Genomic DNA, 16,440 nt, shown 5'->3' with positions numbered 1-16,440 from the left:
AAACGGCCGGGGCAGCGGGGATCGTGGCACGTCGGCGGGGGGCCGGCCGCTCCCGCTCCCCTGCCGCGCGGCGATGCGCACGGCGGGTGCCGCGACTCCTTGACGCCCCGTTCGGCGCGGAGGAGACTTCCGCCGACCCGGACAAAAGTTCACTGTGTGAACAACCTCTGCGCGCACCGCAAGGAGCCCACCCATGCCTCTGCATCGCGAGCTTCTCATCGGCGGCAAGGACGTCCCGGCCACCTCGGGCCGCCGGACGGAGGACCTCGACCCCTCCCGCGGTGAGCCCTTCGCCACCGTGGCCGCGGCCGGTCCCGAGGACGTCATCGCCGCCGTCGACGCCGCCGAGGCCGCTTTCGAGGGCTGGGCGGCGCAAAGTCCGTCCGCCCGGCGGAAGATCTTCCTGGCCGCCGCCGACCTGCTGGAAGCGCGCGCCGAGCAGGTGGTGGAGCTGATGGCGGGCGAGGTCGGTGCGACCCGGCCCTGGGCGCTGTTCAACGTGGGCCTGGCGGCCGGGATCCTGCGGGAGGCGGCGGCCGCGGTCAGCGCCCCGCGCGGCGAGGTGCTGGCCGCCGAGCAGCCGGGCGCGCTGGGGCTGGCCGTGCGCGAACCGCTCGGCGTGGTCGCCGCGTTCTCGCCCTGGAACGCGCCGATCATCCTCGGGGTCCGCGCGGTGGCCGCCGCGCTGGCGGCGGGCAACACCGTGGTGCTGAAGGCCAGCGAGGACGCGCCGCTGTCCTGCGGGCTGTTCGTCGCCGACCTGCTGCGCGACGCCGGGCTCCCCAGCGGCGTGCTGAACGTGATCACCAACGACCGGTCCGACGCGGCCGCGGTCGCCGAGTCCCTGATCGCCGACCCGCGGGTGCGCGCGGTCAACTTCACCGGCTCGACCGGCGTGGGACGCGAGATCGGCACCCTGGCCGCCCAGCACCTCAAGCCCGCCGTGCTGGAACTCGGCGGCAAGAACGCGCTGCTGGTCCTGGAGGACGCGGACGTCGACCACGCCGTCGACGCGGCCGCCTTCGCCGCGTTCCTGAACTCCGGCCAGATCTGCATGTGTGCCGACCGCATCCTGGTGCACGACACGCTCGCCGAGGAGTTCACCCGCAGGTTCGCTGCCAAGGTCGCGGCCCTGCCGTGCGGGGACCCCGGCGAGCCCACCACGGTGATCGGCCCCCTGATCAGCCCCGGCTCGGCCCAGCGGCTGGCCGGCCTGGTCGAGGACGCGGTGGCCGCCGGCGCCCGGGTGCTCACCGGCGGCGGCCGCCCACAGGGCGGGCTGCACCCCGGGACGGTGCTCACCGGCCTGCCGCGGGACGCCGCGCTGCACCGCGCCGAAGCCTTCGGCCCGGTCGTCGCCGTCAGCACCTTCGCGGACGACGACGAGGCCGTCGCGCTGGCCAACGACACCGAGCACGGCCTCAGTTGCGGCATCATCACCGAGAACGGCAGCCACGGGCTGAAGCTCGCCCGGCGCATCCGCACCGGCATCGTGCACGTCAACGACCAGTCCGTCGCGGACGAACCGCAGGCGCCCTTCGGCGGGTTCGGCGCCTCCGGCTACGGGCGGTTCGGCGGCCGCTGGGGCATCGAGGCGTTCAGCAACACCCGGTGGGTGACCCTCGCCACCGAGCAGCCGCACTTCCCGTTCTGAGCGTTTCCCGGCCTCTCCGGTCCGCGCGACCCCCGCCCCGTTGCGCCGGTCCGCGCCCGATGTGCCGGTCCGCGCGCGATGTGCCGCCGCGCGCCTCCGCGGTCAGGCCACCGAGGACGGGAGCCCGGGGGCGCCCAGCGAGCGGGAGATGCCGCGGGCGGCGACCTGCACGAGCGGGGCGAGGGCGCGCGGGTCGGCGGTGGCGGCGTGCGCGACGACGGACACCGCCGCCACCACGGTGCCCTCGGGACCGTGGATGGGCGCGGCGATCGACACGGCGTCCATCGTCACCTGCCGGTCGCTGACGGCCACCCCGGTGCGGCGCACCTCGGCCAGGACCCGGCGCACCTCCTCGGGGCTGCACAGGGTCTTCTCGGTGTGCCGGACCAGCGGCTGGGCGAGGGCCCGCTCCTGGACGTCCGCGGGCGCGCAGGCGAGCAGGACCAGGCCGACCCCGGTCGGGGTGAGGGCGAACCGGCCGCCGACCCGGGTGAGCACGGGTACGGCGCCGCGTCCCGCGAGCCGCTCCACGTAGACGACGGACAGGTCCTCGCGCACGGCGAGCTGGACGTTCTCCCGGGTGATCCGGCCGAGGTCGGAGAGGTAGGGCAGGGCCGCCTCCCGCAGGCCGAGTCCGCGCGGGGCGAGCGACGCGATCTCCCACAGCCGCAGCCCGATGCGGTAGTCGCCGCCCGGTTCGCGTTCCAGGGCGCCCCACGCGGCCAGTTCCCCGACCAGGCGGTGCGTGGTGGTGAGCGGCAGGCCGGAGTGGCGGGAGATCTCGGCGAGCCGCAGCACCGGGCGCTCCGGGGTGAACGCCTCCAGGACGCGCAGCGCCCGGGCCGTCACCGAAGCTCCGGCGTGCGGGACCTCGCCTCGCCGCATGCGGACCTCCCGACCGGTGTGCGGGACCGCTCCCCGTCGAGCGGCGCGCCCCTCGAACGGTAGGCACGCGGCGCAACACCGTCAACGGTCCGCCGGACATCGCCGGAGGGCGGTCCGGCGGCTCCCCCGCGGCGGGCCCCGCCGGGTCAGAGGTCCAGCACCAGCCGGGGACCCGCGGCGCGCGAGACGCAGATCATCATGGTGTCGTGGGCCGCGCGCTCGGCCGGGGTGAGCAGCGCGTCCCGGTGGTCCACGGTCCCCTCCAGCACCGCGGTCTCGCAGGTGCCGCAGGTGCCCTCCCGGCAGGAGGACAGGACCTGCACCCCGGCCTCCTCCACCGCCCGGAGGATCGACGTGTCCGGCGCCACCATCACCGTGGTCCCGCTGCGGGCCAACTCCACCTCGAAGTCCCCACGCAGCAGGGGGGCGCCGGTCGGCGCGGGCGCGAACCGCTCGGTGTGCAGGGCTTCTTGCGGCCGGCGGGCGCAGCGCTCCCGTACGGCGTCCATCAGGGGATCCGGGCCGCAGCAGTAGACGAGCCGGTCAGGGCGCGGCGTGCCGAGGAGCCCGTCGAGGTCCAGCAGTCCGTACGACTCCTCCGGGCGCAGCAGCACCCGCGGCCCGTACCGGTCCACCAGGCGCGCCGCGAAGGCCATCGACGCGGCGGTCCGCCCGCCGTAGACCAGTCGCCAGTCGGCGCCGTGCCGCTCCGCCTCCGCCAGCATCGGCAGGACCGGGGTGATGCCGATACCGCCGGCAACGAAGAGGTAGGAGCCGGCCGGCCGGAGCGGGAAGTGGTTGCGCGGCCCGCGGGTCCGGACGGTGTCCCCCTCGGCCAGCACGTCGTGGATGTGGCGCGAGCCGCCGCGGCCGTTCGCCTCCCGCAGTACGGCGAGCCGCCACGCCGAGCGGTCCCCGGGGTCCGAGCACAGGGAGTACTGCCGGACCCGGTCCCCACCCGGCAGCGGGAGCCGGAGGTCGATGTGGGCGCCGGGCTGCCAGGCGGGCAGGTCCGCGCCGTCGGGGCGGCGGAGTTCGAGCCCGACGACCCCGACGGCCTCGGTGGTCCGGCGGGCCACCACGAGGTCGAGGTCGGCCTCGGCGCCGGGCCCGGTGCTGCTGCTGGTCATCGGAAGTCCTCGGGCGGTGTGCGGATCAGACGCCTGCGGTCCGGGGCGCGGCGGGGCTGGTGGCGGGCAGGTCGGAGAGGCCACCGGGGTGCCTGCCGAGCGGGCCGCCGGAGTGCGGGCCGGGGTGGGTGCCGGGGTGCGCGAGCAGCGATTCCCACAGCTCGACGGGGTCGTCCGACTCCCGCTCGGCGCCGCACCAGCACCAGCCGCGCAGCCGGTCGGTACCCGGGACCCAGACGACGCGGAACACCGTGCCCGGCGCGGGCCCGGACGTCACCGGGTCACCGCCGTGCCCGCGGCGCCGGCACCCTCGGCGCTCCCGGCCCCCTCGGTGGCGAGGCGGGCCAGGATGCGGCGGGCGGCGAGCCCACCGGTGTCGATGTTGATGCTCAACTCCTGGGTGCCCGGCGGCTCGGACGCGACCACCTGCTCCAACTGGTCGAGCGCGACGACGTCCTGGAGGACGACGGTGCGGTTGTTGTCCGCCAGGAAGGTACTGACCTGCTGGTCGTCGAGGGCGAAGTCGCGTGCCACGGCCCAGAAGTCGTGGGTGGAGTGCTCGGTCTCGGGGGTGATGGCGTAGACGACCTCGACGTGGAAGGCGCCGGGGTCGGTGCCGTCGGCGCGCGGTTCCGGGGCTCCGACGGGTGCGATCCGGGAGTGCAGCAGGTACAGGCACGGCGCGTGGTACTCGATGTCCTGCCAGCGGGTGATCCGGCCCTCGATTCCGGTGGACCGCGCGTAGAAGGGCGGGCAGGCCGCGTCGTCCATGTGCCGGCTGACCCGGACGATGCCGGACGTCTCGTCGGCCTCGGTCGTGATCGGGGTCTCCGCGACCTCCGGGGTACCGATGTAACCGCCGTGCAGGTAGGTCTCGTGGGAGAGGTCGAGCAGGTTGTCGACCAGCAACCCGTAGCGCGCGGCGAGGGGTTCCATGCCGCGGACGGTGGTGTATTCCGGCGAGTCCAGCCAGGGCGCACGGGGGATCGGCGTCCCCTCCGCCCGGTCGCGCTCCCCGATCCACACCCAGACGAACGCGTCCTGTTCCCTGACCGGGTAGGACGCCAGCCGGGCGGTGCGCGGGACGCGCCGCTGGCCGGGGACGCTGACGCAGACGCCGTCCGGGCCGTAGGTGAAGCCGTGGTAGCCGCAGACCACGCGGTCGCCGTCGAGCCGGCTCGGGCTCCGGGACAGCGGGAAGCGCCGGTGCACGCAGTGCTCGGCCATGGCGGTGACCTCCCCGGCCTCGGTACGCCAGAACAGGATCGGCTCGCCGCAGACGGTCCGGCCGAACAGCTCGTGCCCGATCTCACTGCCGTAGGCGGCGACGTACCACTGGTTGCGCACGAATGACGTCATCGTCGACTCCCTTGCGTCTCCCGCACATGGGCTGCGGTGCGAGCGGGGTGGGAACGCCTCCCAGGGTGCTGCGGCCACGCGGCCGCTGCCAGGGGCGTTTCCGCTCAGCGGAAGGCGGAAGGCGGAAGGCGCCGGGCGGAAGGGGCCGGGCGGGGACGCGGGCTACTCGATGACCGACCCGGTGTAGTTCGCGGCCAGTTCGGCGGCCGCGTGCGGGGAGGAGGCGATCCGGTCCAGCTGGCTGATCTGCAGGCGGGTCGCGAAGTCGCCCTGCTCCGGGTCGACGTGCAGGGTCGTGGTCATGAAGTACGAGAAGTGCTCGGCCCGCCACACGCGCCGCAGGCAGGTGTCCGAGTAGGCGTCGAGCAGCGCGGAGGAGCCCGTGGACGCCAGGTGCGCGAAGGCCCGCGCGAGCACCACCACGTCGGAGACCGCCAGGTTGAGCCCCTTGGCCCCGGTCGGAGGGACGATGTGCGCGGCGTCCCCGGCCAGCAGGACCCGGCCCCAGCGCATCGGCTCGGTGACCGAACTGCGCATCGGCAGCACGGCCTTGGAGGTGATCGGGCCGCGCTCCAGCCGCCAGTCGCCGTCGACGGCGAAGCGGGCGTCCAGCTCGTCCCAGATCCGCTCGTCCGTCCAGCCGGCCGGGTCGGTGCCGTTGGGCACCTGGAGGTACAGCCGGCTGACGGTGGTCGACCGCATGCTGTGCAGGGCGAAACCGCGCGGCGAGTGGGCGTAGATCAGCTCGTCGCAGGAGGGCGGGACGTCGGCGAGGATCCCGAACCAGGAGTAGGGGTAGACGCGTTCGACGGTGCGGCGGGCGCCGCTCGGTATCGCCGTGCGGGCGACGCCGTGGAATCCGTCGCAGCCCACGACGTAGTCGCAGCTCAGCTTCCGGTCGCTGCCCTGGTGGGTGTAGTGGACGACCGGCCGGTCGGTGTCGGCGCCGGTGACCGCGGTGACCTCGGCCTCGAACAGCAGGGGCGCGCCGCCGGCGGTCTGGAGGGCGATCAGGTCCTTGACCATCTCGGTCTGCGCGTACACCCACACCCGGCGGCCGCCGGTGAGCGCCGGGAAGTCGATCCGCTGGGCGCGGCGGTTCCAGCGCAGCTCGATCCCGTCGTGGACCAGGCCCTCGCGCTCCAGCCGCGCGGCGGCGCCGCTCTCGCGCAGCACGTCGACGGTGCTCTGCTCCAGGACGCCGGCGCGCTGGCGCTGCTCGACGTAGGCGCGGTCGCGGCTCTCCAGCACGACGCAGTCGATGCCCGAGGCGTGCAGCAGCCGGGCGAGCAGCAGCCCCGCGGGGCCGCCGCCGATGACGCCGACGGTGGTGTGGTCCATGGCGGTCTATTCTCTTCGGCGTTCGCACAGTGAATTTACGTTCACCAACGCGGCGATTCTCATCCCCGGCGACCCGCACTGTCAACGCCCCGGGGCGGCCTCCTGAGCGCCCCCGGGGCCGCTCCCGGCGGTGACACCGTCGAGCGCGGCCAGGAAGTCGTCGAACGCCCGGTCGGCGCGCGCCACTTCCCCGGTGGCCTCGATGTCCATGATGAGACCGCGGACCACCGCGAGGACGAGCGTGCCGAGTTCGGGACGGCCGAGGCTGCGCATGCCCTCCTCGAAGGGGTGCAGCCAGTCCGTGGTGGCCTCGCGCCGGAAGCCCGGCCACAGTTGCTGCTCGGCGTCCTCGCGCAGCCTGCCGAACATGCTGAGGTAGGGCCGGCCGACCGGGCCGGTCATGACCCGCCAGGCGCGTCGCAGGGTGTCCGGGTAGGGCTCGTCCGGCCGGGGGGCGACGAGCGCGCCGAAGACCTCGCGCTGGCGCCGCCGCGCCCGCCCCAGGATCTCCCGCAGCAGCGCGTCCCGGGTCCCGAAGTGGTAGATCAGCATGCGGGTCGAGGTGCCCGACGCCACCGCGAGCGGCTCGAGCCGGGCGGGCAGCCCGTGCGCGAGCGCGTGGTCCACGCAGGCATCGAGGATGCGGTCGCGGATCTCGGGTTGCCGGTGCCGTCCCATCACGGCACTTTTTCACGTAATGGACGGTACGTCTACCGTGGATCGGAAGGAGCAGGGCAGCCGGATCAAGGAGGAAGAGATGCGTGTCGTCTTCGTGCACGGGGCGTGCGTGCGGGACGGATCGTGGTGGTGGCACCCGACTGCGGCGGTCCTGCGGGAGCAGGGCATCGGCAGCGCCGCCCCCGCGCTGCCGAGCTGCGGCGAGGGCGACCGGCCGGCCGGACCGCGGGGGCCCGGGCTGGCCGAGGACGTCGCCTCGGTGCGCGCCGTCCTGGCCGGGACGGACGAGCCGACCGTGGTGGTGGCGCACAGCTACGGCGGGATCGTCACCGCCGAGGCGGCGCTGGGCGTCGGGGCGGTGCGCCACCTGGTGCTGGTGTCGAGCTACCTGCCCGAGCCCGGCGAGTCGCTGTCGACGTTCGGCGCCCCGGAGCCGCCGCCGTTCCTGGACTTCGACCCGGACGGCGGCACGTTCGGCGCCCGGCCCGAGCTGTTCGCCGAGACCTTCGCCCAGGACTGCCCGCCGGACGTCGTCCGCGACGCGGCGGCCCATCTGGTCCGGCAGACGCTGGCCGTGACCGTGCAGCCCGTGCGCGCGGCGGCGTGGCACGACCTGCCGACCACCTACGTGGTCTGCGCCGAGGACCGGGGCACGCCGGCGGCGGCGCAACGCGGGTTCGCCCGCCGCGCGGACCGCGTCGTCGAGCTCGCGACGGGCCACCACCCGTTCCTGTCGCGGCCACGGGACGTGGCCGGCATCATCACCGGGCTGGGGTGAGCGGAACCCCCGCCGCCGGACGCAGCCGGTCGAGGAGGAGGTCCCAGGCGGCCCGGCCCAGCCGGGCGTCGCCGTCGGCCGTGCCGCCGTAGCGGAACTCCGCCGAGGGCGCGGCGCGGCCCTCACCGGGGAACCGCGGCCGGTGCCCCGCGTCCTCCCGGGTCACCACCTCCACCGGGACACCCGCCGCGTGCCGTCGCGCGGCCAACTCCCGTGCGTAGCGCAGGGACGGCCACATCGCGTCGTCGGCGCCGGCGCCGGCGACCAGCAGGATGTCGGCGCGGGCCTTCTCCACCGCGATCGCGGCGGCGTCCAGGCGCGCGGCGAAGGTCCGCTCGCTGCGCTCGTACCAGCCGCGGATCGCCACCGGCCCGCCGTCCTGCTCGGCGGGCTGCCAGGTGTCGTCGCCGGGGACGAAGGGCAGCGGGCGCCCGCGCCAGGTCCACGACGACCGGTGCGGACGGTCCCGCCCGTCCGCACCCGGCCCGACGTTGCTCCAGACCCGCGACGTCGGGGACAGGGCGGCCACCAGGTCCACCCGTGGCTCGTGCACGGCGGTCAGCAGCGCCGCCTCGGCGCCCTTGGACACGCCGAGCATGCCGATGCGCGCGGCTCCGTGCGCGCGCAGCAGGTCCACGGCCGCGACGAAGGTCTCCAGCGGCACCTCGCAGATCCCCGGCGGCTGCCCCGGCCCCCCGAACCAGCGGATGGCCAGCGCCAGGAAGCCCTGCTCGGCGAAGAGACGCGCGCGCTGCCGCTCCACCCGGCCGCTCGACCCGGACAGCACGACCACGCCCGCGCCGGGACTCTCGGCCGGCTCCAGCAGTACCCCTTCCCAGGGCGCCGTCACCGCGTGCTCGACGATCTCCATCGCCCACCCCTCCACCACGCCGGGAACCTCCGTCCACCCTACGGCGCGCCCTCGTGCCCCCAACACTGCGGCAGCGGACGGACGTCACGCCGGGCCCGGTGGACGGCGGCGCCGGTCCCGATCCGCCGCCGCGCCGGTCCCGTTCGGCTCAGAGTGCGAACTCCGCCGCCAGCGGCTCCAGTTCGTTTCGGTCCAGGATCCGGTCGGCGAACACGAAGCGGTGCGACAGGTCGAGGGACGCCCCCGGTTCCAGATCGACGGGAGCGTCGAAGGCCGGTGAGGGGTTGAGGCACGCGTAGGCCGTGCTGCGCACGAACCAGCTGATCGGACCGGGCGCGGAGGAGTGCCCGGCGAACGCGAGGACGGTGGCACCCCCGTCACGCTCGTCGTGCGGACCGGCGACGGCCACCCACGCGGCCCGCTCCCCCATGACCGCCTCGCCGTGCCGGCCGCCCGCCGCGACGACCGCCGCTCCCGTCCAGGCTCTCGGGCCCCTCCAGAACAGGCCTGTGTAGCCGGCGTTCGGGCGCCCCTGGGTGGTGGGGCTGCCGAGGACCAGCGGGGCCCCACGGGTGTTGGACAGCGTGGTGCGGAAGTCCATCGCCCACAGGCCGCGTGCGGCGTCCGCACCGTGGAAGCGGAGCGTGCGGGCCTCGTCGAGCCAGGCCGCACCCGTGGACGCGATCCAGCGCAGCCGCTGGTGCACCGTCACGTCGGGCGCCGCGCTCCCCCACGCCTCGAAGGCGACGTGCTCCTGCCGGCCGTGGTTCCGCCGCCACACGTAGCCGTCGCCGGCGGCGCCCCGCTCGAAGGTCGGGCCGCCCCAGAAGTTCTCCCCGGACACGTACGACCAGGTCATCTGCAGGCCCTTGTGCCAGCGGTGGTCCCAGGGCCGGTAGCCGCCGAGCGGGGCTCCGGACAGCGTGGCGAGCGGGAAGACGTACGGCTTGGGGGCTTCCTCGACGCGTGTGTCGGGCCGGTACACGTAGCAGGCGACATCGGTGCCGGCGGCCGTGACGGTGAGCCGCGTGTGCGCGGGGTCGTCGCGGATCGCGAACGGCAGGTCGGCCATGGGGCGTTCCTCCTCGGGGTGCGGGTTGAGGGGCGTCCGGAGCCGGGTCGGTCAGTGGGCCTCGAAGGCGCCGAGGTCCGGGGCCTTCCCCCCGTACGGGAGACCGACGTCGGTGCCCCGGTCGATCAGGTCGCTGTGCGCGGCGGGGCGCAGGTACGGCAGGTCGGGCAGGCTGCCGTCCGGACGCCTCGGCGCGTCCCAGCCGGTGGTCGACACGCTCCGGAACTGGGCGTCCGAGAGCGGCACGCCGAGGTCCCACGAGTTGAAGGCGGCATCGGTGCCGGTCATGTTGGAGGTCAGGGTGCCGGTGTACGCGACGTCGTTGCGCAGGGTGCCCAGACCCGTCGCGGTGCCGTCGGGCGCGACGCCCAGCATGTTGAAGTCGGGGTGGTTGCCGTAGCCGGTGTCGTTGAAGAAGTCGTCGGCCACGGTGTGGTGGTTGGCGTAGAAGCCCGCTGCCTTGTTGTCGAAGGCGACGGACTGGCGCACCGTGTGCGTGACGCCGCCGGTGACGTACTTCCCGCCGTAGCCGCCCGCCTTGAACCCGTTGCCGTCGCCCGCCCCGGTCGTGGTGCCGGGGACGTAGCCGTTGGACCAGGCCCACGACGACTCGATGGTCACCGGGGAGAGGGCGTTGATGAGGTCGAACCCGTCGTCGGAGTTGTTCCAGGAGCGGTCCCCGCGGAACACGTCGCCGTCGTTGCCCGCGGGGATGTGGGCGCCGAAGCCGTCCGCGTTGGTGCCCGGGCCACTGGAGCTGTTCGCGTCGTAGTTGTCGTGCGAGTCGGAGTCGACGACGAGGTTGCCGCCGCCGGTGTTGAGGAACACTCCCGGGCCCATGATGTCGTGGACGTCGAGCTGTTCGAAGGTGTTGTCGCTGCCGGAGTTCCAGACGCCCCAGGACTCGTGGTTGAGGGTGTTGTTCTGCGGCACCCCGGTGATCTCCAGGCCCTTGAGGTGGATCCAGCTGCCGGTGACGTCGAAGCCCTTGATCCGGCAGTCGTCGGTCATACCGGAGAAGTCGAAGACCGGTTTCTCCCCCGGATAGGCCCAGTAGCGGATCGGGCTGCCGGAGGTTCCGCTCTTGTCCAGGGTGACGGCGTCGACCCGCGCGGTCTCGCCGGCGCAGGTGCTGTTCGCGTGCGTGTAGGTGTAGGTGCCGCCGCGGAAGTAGACGGTGTCGCCGGGCCGGGCCACCGCCTCGGCGTGGGCGATGGACGCCCACGGGGCGTCGCGCGTGCCGGCCGCGGTGTCGTCGCCGGCCGGCGCGACGTAGTGGACGGTGCCCGCCGCCGGGTACCGCGCGCCGCTCGCCGCGACGCCGGCCGCCGCCGGATCGGCGACGAGCGCGAGGACGCTCACCAGCACCGTCGAACCCAGCAGCGTGCGGGTCGCAGTTCGTGATGGTCTCATTCGGTCACTCCGCATCATCGAGTCCCGCCGATCGGGTCCTGCTGGGGGGAGGCGGGTGCGCAGGCCCAGGGAATGCCGAGCGCACCGAAGGTGGACAGTCGCTCCGCCGCGTCCTTCACCGCGGCCTCGACGCCGGGGACGCAGACCGTGCCGGCGTCGCCGTCGCCGACGTGCCGGAGCCACGCGGCGGGGATCGGGCGCGGGTCCGGAGCCGTGCGGACGGCGTCGAGCACCCGCGTGAACGCCCCGCAGGAGTCGAGGTCCGACTGCAGGGCGACACCCGGATCGTCGAGGTGGGCCAGCAGGTTGGCCAGCGGTGAGGTCCGCCCGTGGTGCTCGCGCCGGTTGCCGACGGACAGCACGTCCCGCGTGTAGGAGAGCGTGGCGTGGCCGTAGCTGCCCTGCACCACGAGCACCGGGTCGGAGGTGGTCGCGGCGCACAGCGTCACGGCCGCCGTGACGACGGTTCCGCGCGCCGTGCGCAGCCGCAGGCACGAGGTGTCGTCGGCCTGGATGTCGCGGGCGCGCAGCAGTTCGAGCTCGATGGCGTCGACGTCGTCCCAGCCGGTGCTCCCGTCCAGGCGCAGGGCGGTGGCGATCATGTGGGCGAAGGGGTTGGTGAGAGCGCCGTCGACCACGGGCGTGCCGTCGATCTCGCGCCGCCCCGCCCACGGGGCCCTGCGGTAGTAGCCGTTCGTCCGGGACCAGGCGCCGTGGCCGCCGATGCCGCGGATGCGTCCGAACCGGCCCTCGGCCATCAGCTGCGCGAGCCGGGCGACGGCGTGCGAGCCGAGGCTCTGGAACCCGGTCTGGCAGACGCGGCCGGACTCCCGCGCGAGCCGGACGAGTGCACGCCAGTCGTCCGCGGTGGGCAGCGGCGGCTTCTCCAGGAGGAGGTGGGCTCCCACGGCGAGCACCTGGCGGGCCAGCGGCAGGTGGGTGTGGATGGGCGTGGCCACGATCCCGATGTCCGGCCGGGTCCGGTCGAGGAGACTGCCGAGGTCGGTGTCGAACGGCCGGTCCCCCGCCAGTGCCCGCCCCTCGGGGTCCAGGGGGCACACGTCGCAGACGCCCGCCAGCCGGACCGCTCCCGCGGCCTCCAGCGTGGCGATCTCCCGCAGGTACGTGCGTCCGTAGCCCGAGGCGCCGACGAGCACCACGGTCCGGGTCATCGCTTCTCCTCTCTGCCGGCCGGGCGGGCTCCGGGGCCGCCGGCGCGACCTGACGTGCCGTCACTCACCGGATGCGGCCGGGCGGTCGCGGAGGAATCCGGCGGCGGGCAGGTGCGCACCGGCGATCTCCCGGGCCACCAGGCCGGCGATGGTGGTGGCGCCGCCCTCGTTGAAGTGCGTCTGGCTGCGGCCGGCGGGCAGGTCGGCGTAGAGCGGGAAGGAGGCGTCGGGGCCGAGTCGCTCCATCAGCGCCTCGCTGTCGGCCGTGAGGTCCAGCAGCGGCAGGCGGTCCTGCCGGGCGATGTCCCGCATGACCGCGGGCAGGTCCACGCCGAGGCCGTTGACGATGCGCCCGGTCGCGGTGATCTTCCCGTCGGTGCCGAAGAGGTGCCGCACCGGCGGGGTGACCAGGACCGGCTTGGCGCCCTGCGCGCGGACACCGTCGATGAGGGCGGCGTAGTTGGCGCGGTAGTCGGCCTCGGTCGTGTCCTTGTCGTTGTGGGCGAGCTGGATGAAGACCTCGTCACCCGGGCGGAGTTGCGGTGCGAGGGTGGCGAAGAGCCTCGGGTTGCCCAGCCAGGACCCGCTGCTCGAACCGGAGACGGCCCAGTTGGCCACGTCGATGCCGCCCCGGAAGTACTGCGGCAGTTCCTGGGCCCAGCCGCGCTGGACGGTGTTGAGCCAGTCGCTGGCGGTGGAGTCGCTGATCACGAAGAGCCTCGGGCCGTCGGGGCGCGGCACGACCGTGACCGCGGCGAGCGCGGGTGCCGTGCCGGTGAGCCGGAGCTGGAGTCCCGGGGTGCCGTCGCCCTCCTGGCCGTCGGGCATGCTCTCCGGGGTGCGCACGTCGATCGTCAGGGTGCGGTGGTCGAGGTGTCCGGCGCGGGTGGCGACGGGCGCCAGGACGGTCCGGTTGGCCTCGGCGTCGATTCCGGTGTCGGCCGCGGCGGTGCGGCTGCCGAGCGTGACCCGCACGTCGTAGGCGCCGGGCGGCACGTCGAACGAGCAGGTCGGCCCGGTGCCGTCGGGTCCGGGGGCGCAGTGCTCGGCGACGCTGCCGGCCGGTGCAGGTCCGGCGGCGGCGACGGCGGTGCCGGGCAGGACGGCGGCGGTCGCCGCGGCGACCACGGCGGCGGCCGCGAGCCGGGTGCGTCGGGTGGATCGGGTGGATCGGTGCATGCTTCCTCCTCGGGGCGAAACGGTCCGGACGAGCGGAAGGCGTCGTTACGGGGCCTGGTTCGGGGCGACGGCGAGCAGCGCGATGATCGCGAGGTTGTCCTGCGCGACCCCGTTGGTGCTGAAGTCCGCCTGCGGCATCTCGTCGACCTTCGTGAAGGCCGCGGATCCGTCCACGTGCACCGGGGCGGGCCAGGGCGCGTCACCGCTCTCGTTCAGGAACGCGTCCCAGCCGCGCTGCTGGACGGCCGGCTCGCCGGTCTGCTCGCCGGCCCAGGCGGTCATCCGCGAGTAGAAGACCCCGGGGGCACTGGTGGTGAACTTGAAGCCGAAGTGCTCGGTGATCTCCGCCGCGGGTGCCTGCACGTAGCGGCAGAACTCGACCAGCTTGGCGCGGAATTCGGGGACGTCGACCAGGTCGGTGGTCTCCCACATGATCTGCTCGCCGCAGAAGACCATCGACAGATTCACCTTGCCCCAGTCGCCGCCGAGCCCGAGGTCGCTGATCTGACCGGTGGCGGGGTCGTAGCCGACGGCGCCGCCCTGCTCGCCGGTGAACAGCCCGGCCGGCAGCTTCGCGATGTCTTTCATGCCGGTGGCGATGCGGTCGCGCCACTTGGTGTCTCCGGTGCGTTCCCACTCGGTGAGCCAGTTGCTGACCAGCGCATACCAGTCGGGGCCGATCCGGATCACCGTGGGCACGCCGGCGGGAGGGTCGAGGTAGTCGCGCAGCGGCGGGTACGTCAGGAGGGTGGTGTCCAGCTGCAACGGCACCCGCAGGGCGTCCCCGACGAACTCGTCCGCGGTCAGGTAGTACATGAACCGCTTGGTGTAGGCCTCCGAGACGCGCGGCTCCTTGCCGCCGTCGGCGAAGTGCTGCACGTCGTGGCGCGAACCGAGTCCGGCGAACGGTCCGGTGCGGATCATGTCCGTCTCGGTGACGTGCCGGGTCATCGCCCGGGCGAGGTGGAAGGTCTGCGGGTCCCCCGTCCTGAGGAACTGGTACCAGAACCCTGCGTCCGAGCCGAGTTCCGCGTTGTCCCAGGCGTAACCGCCGATGTCGTAGCGCCAGGTGTGCCGGTCGCTGTCGTAGGTGTGCATGATGTCGCCGTAGTCCCAGAAGCCGTACCACCGGCGCTGCTCCACCTCGCCGGCGTAGAACGCGACGCTGCCGGCGACGCGGTCCTCCAGGTGGGCGCGGGCCGGGGTGCTGCGGTCGGGCAGGCTCCACCGGCCGAACACGCCCGCGCCGTGGTACGTCGTCGGGTCGGTGACCAGTTGCGCGCGGGAGGCGAGCGCGCCGGCCATGACGGCCACGTCGTCCCGGGCCGGGGTGCTCTCCAGCGCCCACAGCTGCATGTCGGTGGACCGGGCCATGCCGGTGGAGAGCCCGTAGCCGTAGCGGTCGTCCTCGTAGGCCAGGTCGAGGCCGTGGCCGGCCGCGTCGTAGGCCCGCAGGTCCATCACCTCGCCGTGCGGCGACCAGGACCACAGGGTGACCGCCGCGGTGTCGCCGGCCGCGCCGGTGACGTCCAGGGCGCGGGGGAACTGCTGCCAGAAGTCCCGCACCCCGAACCCGAGCCCGCCGCTGATGCCTCCGGCGTACCCGAAACCGGGCGCGCGGTCGGCGAAGCCGGCGTGCTTCAGCCAGGCGGCCTTGTCCGAGGTGCGCTTCCACACCGCGCACTGCGCCGCCGAGTGCTGCACCAGGGAGAAGTCGCCCCACTGAGGGAGGTCCTGCCATTCGGCCTGCACAGTGGTGTCCCAGGTGGAGACCGGGGGTGTCGCGGTGCCGGCGACCTGGGCGGCGCGCACCGCCGCCCCGGTGTCGCGACGCAGGCCGGTCAGCCCGACGACGGACTCGCCCCAGACCCCCTTGTCCGGGCCGGCGAAGCGGATGTGCCGGTCGTAGGGCCGGTCGCTCATCGGCACGTCCAGCCGCAGTCCCAGGCCCCTGACGAAGTCCTTGGACGGGTCGCCGTCCCAGACAAACTGGTGCATGACGCGCAGCGACTCCTCGCCGGCGCCGACGTACACGCGCATCGTCCAGGGCAGGATCGCGCGGCGGCCGGCGCCGTACTTCTTCGACGTGTCCTGCCGGTAGCGGCCGGTGAGCCTGACCACGGCGCGGACCGGACCCGACTGCTCGATCTCGGCGCTCTCCACGACCCCGCTCCACGCGGTGCGCCGCGGGCCGTCCCCGTCGTCGGGCCGGTCCTGCAGCAGGAGCACCAGGCGGCCGCCGGTGGCGGTGGTGTGGCCGGCCCGGCGGATCGAGCGGATGGCGACCGGGCCGCTGCCCGCGATGCGGATGTCCAGCACGCCGTTGGCCAGCCGGATCTCGTCGCCCTTGCGCGTCGCGGTCACCGCCTGCTCCGGGGCGGCCGGCGCGCCCGGGGCGAGGTGGTAGCCGTCGGCGAGCGTGGCGGCGGTCACCGCGTGCCCCGTCCACTTCAGCGTGCCGTCGGGCCAGTAGGCCAGCGGCCAGGACTGCACGGGCACCTGGTCGCCGCCGCTGTCGCGCAGCGCGAACCCGGAACCGGCGGCGACCTGGCCCTTCGGCCAGGGGACGCCCCACGCGGTGCCGGTCGTGGCGGCGGGCCGGCCGTCCACCCAGTGCATGTCCACCCCCTGCGCGGGACCCGGCGCACCGGCGGGCGCGCCGTCCGGCGGCGGGCCGGCCGCGGCCGCCGCCCTGCCGTTGGAGCCGAGGGCGAGAGCCGCCGCGGCGACGGATGCGCCGCCGAGAAACGTACGTCGGTTGAGCGGGGACCCCTCAGGCATGGGCAGCCTCCAGTCAGGTCAGAACTGCGCGGGTGAAGCGGGTGAAAGGGCGCGGGAGCGATGCGCGACGGGCCGGAGAGCCGGCGACGTGCCGCGGTGGACGGCAGCGGGCCCTCCACGGCGGAGA

The 16,440-nt window shown here is 74.4% G+C and carries 14 protein-coding genes; 2 read left to right on the top strand and 12 right to left on the bottom strand.

Annotated features, from left to right (window positions below; translation table 11 throughout):
* The first annotated feature begins 193 nt into the window (after positions 1 to 193).
* Positions 194 to 1,654, top strand: a complete 1,461-nt coding sequence (locus C4U44_RS26125; protein WP_103888457.1) for an aldehyde dehydrogenase family protein — start codon at positions 194 to 196, stop codon at positions 1,652 to 1,654.
* A 102-nt stretch (positions 1,655 to 1,756) separates the two neighbouring features.
* Here C4U44_RS26125 and C4U44_RS26120 read toward each other — a convergent pair whose 3' ends face one another.
* The 6 genes from C4U44_RS26120 to C4U44_RS26095 form a co-directional block, all read right to left on the bottom strand.
* The gene (locus tag C4U44_RS26120; protein WP_103888456.1) at positions 1,757 to 2,539 is read right to left on the bottom strand and encodes an IclR family transcriptional regulator; all 783 of its coding nucleotides are present in this window, start codon (positions 2,537 to 2,539) and stop codon (positions 1,757 to 1,759) included.
* 146 nt (positions 2,540 to 2,685) lie between these two features.
* The gene (locus tag C4U44_RS26115; protein WP_103888455.1) at positions 2,686 to 3,669 is read right to left on the bottom strand and encodes a PDR/VanB family oxidoreductase; all 984 of its coding nucleotides are present in this window, start codon (positions 3,667 to 3,669) and stop codon (positions 2,686 to 2,688) included.
* Between the two features lie 25 nt (positions 3,670 to 3,694).
* Entirely contained in the window at positions 3,695 to 3,946 is a 252-nt protein-coding gene (locus tag C4U44_RS26110) for a hypothetical protein (RefSeq protein ID WP_103888454.1), read from the bottom strand.
* A complete protein-coding gene (locus C4U44_RS26105) occupies positions 3,943 to 5,028 on the bottom strand; it encodes an aromatic ring-hydroxylating dioxygenase subunit alpha (RefSeq protein ID WP_103888453.1) in 1,086 nt (361 codons plus the stop codon). Before C4U44_RS26105 ends, C4U44_RS26110 begins: the two co-directional genes overlap by 4 nt.
* A 162-nt stretch (positions 5,029 to 5,190) precedes the next feature.
* Entirely contained in the window at positions 5,191 to 6,369 is a 1,179-nt protein-coding gene (locus tag C4U44_RS26100; RefSeq protein WP_103888452.1) for a 4-hydroxybenzoate 3-monooxygenase, read from the bottom strand.
* Positions 6,370 to 6,450: 81 nt separating this feature from the next.
* On the bottom strand, positions 6,451 to 7,047 hold the full coding sequence (locus C4U44_RS26095; RefSeq protein WP_103888451.1) for a TetR/AcrR family transcriptional regulator: 597 nt from the start codon (positions 7,045 to 7,047) through the stop codon (positions 6,451 to 6,453).
* Positions 7,048 to 7,126: 79 nt separating this feature from the next.
* Here C4U44_RS26095 and C4U44_RS26090 point away from each other — a divergent pair, with 79 nt between their 5' ends.
* The gene (locus C4U44_RS26090; protein WP_103888515.1) at positions 7,127 to 7,825 is read left to right on the top strand and encodes an alpha/beta fold hydrolase; all 699 of its coding nucleotides are present in this window, start codon (positions 7,127 to 7,129) and stop codon (positions 7,823 to 7,825) included.
* Here the strand turns inward: C4U44_RS26090 and C4U44_RS26085 are convergent.
* From C4U44_RS26085 to C4U44_RS26060, 6 genes are all read right to left on the bottom strand, one after another.
* The gene (locus C4U44_RS26085; protein ID WP_235032355.1) at positions 7,809 to 8,714 is read right to left on the bottom strand and encodes an acyl-CoA thioester hydrolase/BAAT C-terminal domain-containing protein; all 906 of its coding nucleotides are present in this window, start codon (positions 8,712 to 8,714) and stop codon (positions 7,809 to 7,811) included. The genes C4U44_RS26090 and C4U44_RS26085 overlap by 17 nt on opposite strands.
* A 130-nt stretch (positions 8,715 to 8,844) precedes the next feature.
* On the bottom strand, positions 8,845 to 9,768 hold the full coding sequence (locus C4U44_RS26080; RefSeq protein WP_103888450.1) for a DUF6807 domain-containing protein: 924 nt from the start codon (positions 9,766 to 9,768) through the stop codon (positions 8,845 to 8,847).
* Positions 9,769 to 9,819: 51 nt separating this feature from the next.
* Positions 9,820 to 11,181 carry a right-handed parallel beta-helix repeat-containing protein gene (locus C4U44_RS26075; RefSeq protein ID WP_103888449.1) on the bottom strand — a complete coding sequence of 454 codons (1,362 nt, stop codon included), beginning with the start codon at positions 11,179 to 11,181 and terminating at the stop codon, positions 9,820 to 9,822.
* Between the two features lie 14 nt (positions 11,182 to 11,195).
* Positions 11,196 to 12,353 carry a Gfo/Idh/MocA family protein gene (locus C4U44_RS26070; protein WP_103888448.1) on the bottom strand — a complete coding sequence of 386 codons (1,158 nt, stop codon included), beginning with the start codon at positions 12,351 to 12,353 and terminating at the stop codon, positions 11,196 to 11,198.
* 60 nt (positions 12,354 to 12,413) lie between these two features.
* On the bottom strand, positions 12,414 to 13,532 hold the full coding sequence (locus C4U44_RS26065; RefSeq protein ID WP_235032354.1) for a GDSL-type esterase/lipase family protein: 1,119 nt from the start codon (positions 13,530 to 13,532) through the stop codon (positions 12,414 to 12,416).
* 45 nt (positions 13,533 to 13,577) lie between these two features.
* Positions 13,578 to 16,313, bottom strand: coding sequence for an exo-rhamnogalacturonan lyase family protein (locus C4U44_RS26060; RefSeq protein ID WP_103888447.1), 2,736 nt, complete (start codon positions 16,311 to 16,313; stop codon positions 13,578 to 13,580).
* Between the last annotated feature and the right edge of the window lie 127 nt (positions 16,314 to 16,440).

Origin of the sequence: Actinacidiphila yanglinensis, from assembly GCF_900107965.1 — a bacterium.
Taxonomy (GTDB): domain Bacteria; phylum Actinomycetota; class Actinomycetes; order Streptomycetales; family Streptomycetaceae; genus Actinacidiphila; species Actinacidiphila yanglinensis.
This window is presented reverse-complemented; position numbering and strand designations above follow the sequence as displayed.